The organism is Vibrio sp. 10N.261.54.A5, from assembly GCF_041471145.1.
GTDB lineage: Bacteria > Pseudomonadota > Gammaproteobacteria > Enterobacterales > Vibrionaceae > Vibrio > Vibrio crassostreae_C.
Genome location: NZ_JBFRNU010000081.1, coordinates 1 through 5,445, shown reverse-complemented (window position 1 = coordinate 5,445; position 5,445 = coordinate 1). Strand labels below are relative to the sequence as shown.

Annotated in this window: 4 protein-coding genes; 2 read left to right on the top strand and 2 right to left on the bottom strand. The window is 45.5% G+C overall.

What is annotated here, in order from left to right:
- Positions 1-119: 119 nt before the first annotated feature.
- Together AB4329_RS21145 and AB4329_RS21140 are read right to left on the bottom strand one after the other, a co-directional pair.
- Positions 120-1,802 carry an alkaline phosphatase family protein gene (locus AB4329_RS21145; protein WP_017069461.1) on the bottom strand — a complete coding sequence of 561 codons (1,683 nt, stop codon included), beginning with the start codon at positions 1,800-1,802 and terminating at the stop codon, positions 120-122.
- A 165-nt stretch (positions 1,803-1,967) separates the two neighbouring features.
- On the bottom strand, positions 1,968-2,756 hold the full coding sequence (locus AB4329_RS21140; protein WP_122080857.1) for an SUMF1/EgtB/PvdO family nonheme iron enzyme: 789 nt from the start codon (positions 2,754-2,756) through the stop codon (positions 1,968-1,970).
- Between the two features lie 137 nt (positions 2,757-2,893).
- Between AB4329_RS21140 and AB4329_RS21135 the strand changes: the two genes are divergently transcribed.
- Entirely contained in the window at positions 2,894-4,225 is a 1,332-nt protein-coding gene (locus AB4329_RS21135) for an anaerobic sulfatase maturase (protein ID WP_372139227.1), read from the top strand.
- An 87-nt stretch (positions 4,226-4,312) separates the two neighbouring features.
- Complete coding sequence (locus tag AB4329_RS21130) at positions 4,313-5,371, top strand: hypothetical protein (RefSeq protein WP_372139225.1); 1,059 nt, start codon at positions 4,313-4,315, stop codon at positions 5,369-5,371.
- Positions 5,372-5,445 lie beyond the last annotated feature (74 nt).

The window sequence follows — 5,445 nt, the reverse complement described above, 5'->3', positions numbered from 1 at the left end:
CGCTAATCCGCGATGAACCATATTTGTTTCGACCTAGTGAGTCAGAAACAGATAAACGGCTCTTTTATTGAGTGGGTGCTGGATTCGAAATCTAGCTCACGAAACCTTAGAGATTGAGTCTACTCAGTGATCTCTTGCAGCACTTCTCCGATTGACCCGCTTGGTTGGGTGATACCCAGTTTGTTCGAAAGCGTTGGCGCAATGTCATATGGCGTCACTGGTCGCGATACCTTCTTAGCTTCAACGTCGTAGCCTGCAAAGATCACAGGCACATGAGTGTCGTATTTCCACGGAGAACCATGTGTAGAGGCAATTTGGAGGCCTTCCATGTCGTTAATGTAGCTGCGCGGTGCAAATACTACGTACACGTCGCCAGAACGAGCAGGGTGGTAGTTGTTTTTAATTAGCTGCATCACATGCGTATCCGGTACTCGGTTAGCCGCAATGTCACTACTTGATACAGCAAACGCAACACCTTTCACTTTTGCAATTTCATCCGCAATAGCTTCTTGGACCTTAGCCAGATCAAGCTTCTTCTCAGCGATCAGATCATGATTCAGATAGATGTAAGGTTGTGCGTACAAGCGAATCGCGTCTTTGGTTAAACCAAATTCATCCTTCAATCGTTTCTCAACACCACTCGAGAGTAGTGTGTCTTTATTGAAGTATTGAGCTTGATTGAAACCAAGCGCATTTGCCGCAGGTGAAGATTCAGGTACACCGTGGTCGGCAGACAGCACAATCAATGTGTTTTCTAGCCCGACTTGGTTATCCACGGTTTTGAAAAGCTTAGCGAGAGTCTTATCAAGTCGGATAAGGTTGTCTTCTGTTTCTAGGCTTTCAGGGCCGTAAAGGTGCACCACGTAGTCATTTGATGAGAAACTCACTGACAGATAATCGGTCACGTCGCCTTGGCCAAGCTTCTCTTGCATCAACAAGGTGCTAGCGAAGTTTTCCGTGATTTCGTCACCAGCAGGGCTGACGGTTAGCGTTGTGCTGTAGTACTTGTAACTTGCCGGGCCATAAGGATGAGGGAAGGTGCGTTGGAAGTCACCGAGTTTCACTTTGTGTTCGGTATCGTGTTCTTGCAACGTGTATTTATCACGCGGTAATGAGAGCTCCCATTTCTGTTTGGAATACTGAGCAGCAATCGCTTTCTCGTTCCAGCGTGATACCCAATCTGGATACTCGTCATAGTAATAGTTACTGGTGACAAACTCCGATTGTGCTTTGGAGAACCAGAAGGCTTTACCACTGTGTCCTGCCAATGAGATTGCGCCGCGGTCTTTCACTGATACACCGAATACTTTTGATTTGCCACTATTGGAAATCGTCAGTTCGTCACCAAACGTGGTGGAGAGTATTGGCTCTGGAGAGCGGCCATCGCCTTGTGCTGTCTTCTGCGTTGGGTCGATCTCTGTTGCTTTATCGACACCTGCACCAGAGGTCAGCATTTGGTAGTTACCGTCTTCTACGTTATACACCAAACGTTCTTCGCTACGGTCATACCAAACGTTACCTACCATGCCGTGTACGCTCGGTGGAGCACCTGTTGCAAGCGACACATGGCCCACGATCGTTTCCGTGTTGCCATGTTGGTAGTTTGCGTTGGTGTAGTAGGTACCATCATCCATTAAGTACCGGAAACCGCCTTCACCGAAGTTGTGCTTATATCGTTCGATTAGATCTGCGCGCAGGCCATCTACCGTGATTTGAAGGACTAGATTTGGCTTTTCCTCAGCTGAAGCTGGGAGAGCGCAGAGTAACGCGAGGGTTAGTCCTGAAAGCTTGGTGTATTGCATAGAGTTTCCTTATTCACTGTTGCCGCTGAGTTCTAATGTTTGGTCAGGTTTCCAACGTTTGGCCAGATTTGTAACGTGTGTGCAGTGCGAATCGTATTTTTAGTATTGTTGGTGACGATTAGTGAACCATAACCTTCGGCATCTTTAGTTAGTTCGCTTCGTTAGCTAGTTCACATCCTTAACTAAACGCAGCCCCATATCTGACATAGTGATCGATTGGCTTGCGAAGTCACGACGGTAACTTTCAGATTCATTTTCGTCATAAGCAAAGCTGCCACCGCGAACCGATTTGTGTGATAAACCGACGTCGCTGTGTTTTGCGTTGTTAGGGTTGTCTGTTGGACCGAATCGGTAGAAGGTGTCATCGAAGGCATCGATAACAAACTCGCCCACGTTTCCTGTCATGTCATATAAGCCTAGCTCATTTGGTTTCTTTAGCCCGACTGGATGTGCGCTATTTTTAGAATTTGCTGAGTACCACGCAACATCATCTAAGTTATTGGAACCACTGTAAGTATAGCCTTTACTTTTGTTGCCACCTTTCGCTGCAAATTCCCATTCAGCTTCAGTCGGCAGACGGTATTCTTCACCCGTTAGTTCATTCAACTGCTCGACAAAATAGTTTGCTTGCTGCCAGCTAAGGTTATTGACCGGAACTTGCGGGTTTTGGAAATAACTGAGAGATGAACCCATCACCGATTCGAACAATTCTTGAGTCACCTCAAACTTCGCTATATAGAAACTATCTACAGTTACATTACGTGCAGGACGCTCTGCTTTGGTCGCTTCTGGATCGTTCGAACCCATGGTGAATGTGCCGCCTTCAACCAACACCATCTCTTGGTCAATTTGTTGGGCGATAGGGTGTGTAGGCACGCTTGCACAGCCACTCAGAAGAATAGTCATGGTGACGCTGCTAATTGTTGCTAACTGTTTGTAATTAAGAAATTTCATCACGTGCCTCAGATGTTCGAAATAGGGTCTAATTCTAACGTTTAAGGTCATTCCTATTGGTTATAAAGGGTATAACATGTCACTTGATCGAATAGGAATTATGATGGCTCCAGAATACTAAAATAGGTAGGTAAATCATGCATATTACTCAAGGTCCACAATATAACGGTAAAGCGTCTAAGCGCTTGCATGTCATGGCTAAGCCGATTGGCGCAGCGTGCAACATTGACTGTAAATATTGTTACTACCTAAGTAAGCAAGATTTGTTGGAGTACAAGAAAGGCAGCTCTCCAAGAATGGATGATGAGACGTTAGAAACCTACATCCGGCAATACATCGAAGGTCAAAACACGCCAGAAATCATCTTCTCATGGCAGGGCGGTGAACCGACTATGCTAGGTTTGGCGTATTTTGAACGCGTGGTTGAGTTACAGAAAAAGTACCAACCTGAAGGTGTATTGATTTCAAACGATTTACAAACCAATGGCACATTGTTGAATGATGATTGGGCGGAGTTTCTTGCGAAGAATAACTTCCTGATCGGTTTGAGTATTGATGGTCCGGAAATGCTGCACAATGCCTATCGTGTCAACAGAGCTGGCCGTGGCACATTCAAACAAGTGATGGCGGCTGTGGAGCTGCTGCACAAACACCAAGTGAAGTTCGCAACGCTTACCTGTGTGAATAACCTCACCAGTCAAAATGCACTTGAGGTCTATCGCTTCCTACGTGATGTGGTCAAGTCACCGCAAATGCAGTTTATTCCTATCGTTGAACAGAAAACGTTCCGAACGGTTGCACCACAAACATCCCAAGTGAGCGAGCAGCTCAAACAAGGCGATAAACGCCTGATTCCCGGCCATAAAGATTCGATCATGGAATCGTGGTGTGTGTCGGATTTGGCTTGGGGTAATTTCCTTATTTCTGTATTTGATGAGTGGGCTAAGAACGACATTGGTAAGGTGTTTGTTCAGTATTTTGAAGCGAGCGTAGAAACATGGATTGGACGTCCGAACCCACTGTGTACCTTGAATGAGATATGCGGAAAGGGCTTGGCAATGGAGCCAAATGGTGACGTATTTTCATGCGACCATTATGTTTACCCTGAATACAAGATTGGCAATATTCATCACGAGAAGCTTGATGACTTAGCGTACAGCGCACCACAGCAAAAGTTTGGCTTTGCTAAATCCCGTACACTGACCAGTCAATGTCAGCAGTGTGATTACAAGTTCGCTTGTCATGGTGAGTGCCCTAAGAACCGCTTTATCAAAACTCGTGTAGGTGAACCGGGTTTGAACTACTTATGTGCTGGTTGGCATAAGTTCTTTTCTCATGTCGATAAGTCGATGGCGTACATCGCTCGCGCGATGGGGCATCCGGTTGCTCATGGTAAATTCAGCGACTCAGTATTGATGGCGCATCGAGCAAAACAGGCGCAACAAGCTACGTTCGAGACCAAGTTTTAACTCGTTCTTTGGATCAACAGGTCCAAGAAAAATTTAATCAGATACGAGTCTAAGGACAGGCTAAGTTCTCCAGTTTAAGGTAATACTATGATGAAGAAGAGTTTAGCGACGGCTGTTGCTTTATTGATTTCAACGTCCGCATTAATTTCAACGTCTGCGATGGCTGCGAATAGCGTTCAACAAACGGTTGACGCGCCAGCACAAAATATCAATCAAGTGCTTGAAATGACGGACACTCAAACCCGCATTCAACAGTTGTCTTACATGGCACAAGATCAGAATCAATCTGTTGAAAATCGTACTGGTGCACTGCAAGAGCTTGCTTCATATCCAAGCCAAAATGCGCTGGTGGCGGTGGCAAGAGGCTTAAAAGATCAAAACCCTGAAGTTCGTGAAGCGGCGGTTATCGGTTCTGAACCTTACCAACTTGAACATCGCTGGGCGTTAGTTTCACCCTTGCTAAAAGACAGCGATACCATGGTTCGCCATACGGCAACGTCAAACCTAGTCCGTGACTTCAATGCATTGGATGACGAGCAGAAAGCACAAATTGAACCACCAGTCATAGAGCTTATTAGCTTCTTGGAAACGCAAGAATCTGAAAAGTACCAATTACTGTTTGCTGATGTGCTTCGTTGGCACAATGACTGGGATAAGGCGGAAACGGTTTATCTAGAGCTGATCAATACGCATCCAAAAGAAGCGCAAGTTTGGTTGAGCTACGCAGATAATTTTCGAGCTCAGAACAAAGATAAGCAAGCAGTCGAAGTATTAGATCGTGGTTTGGAGAGCGTGCCAAACAACGCCGCTCTGCATTATTCGAAATCGTTGACTCTGGTTCGCCTTGAAGACAAAACTGCGGCAGCCAAAGAGATTGAAGTGGCTGCGAAGCTAGCGAAAGATAACAGCTACTACTGGTACCTAAATGGGGTATTACAAGAAGAGTTGGATATCGACAAGTCGACTAAATCGTTCGAGAAAGCATATTTGATCTCTGGTTCTCCAGAGCAGCTATACGCGGTATGCGATATCTATGTGCGCTACGGAAATGAAAAGACCGATGATTGCTTAGGTGAGCTAGGTAAAGTAGCTCCTGACTATGTTATTGATCAGTTGAAAGATAAACGAATCGCGCCAAGCTCATAATCTTTAGATGGGTTAATGGTAAGCTGATAAACCGTTATTGAGAAAGCCAGTCGAATTGAAGTGACCCCGTAAAG

What these genes read in the sequence shown, in the direction of transcription:
- AB4329_RS21145 (WP_017069461.1), bottom strand. Translation starts at nt 1,802, where the DNA reads ATGCAATACACCAAGCTTTCAGGACTAACCCTCGCGTTACTCTGCGCT.
- AB4329_RS21140 (WP_122080857.1), bottom strand. Translation starts at nt 2,756, where the DNA reads ATGAAATTTCTTAATTACAAACAGTTAGCAACAATTAGCAGCGTCACC.
- AB4329_RS21135 (WP_372139227.1), top strand. Translation starts at nt 2,894, where the DNA reads ATGCATATTACTCAAGGTCCACAATATAACGGTAAAGCGTCTAAGCGC.
- AB4329_RS21130 (WP_372139225.1), top strand. Translation starts at nt 4,313, where the DNA reads ATGATGAAGAAGAGTTTAGCGACGGCTGTTGCTTTATTGATTTCAACG.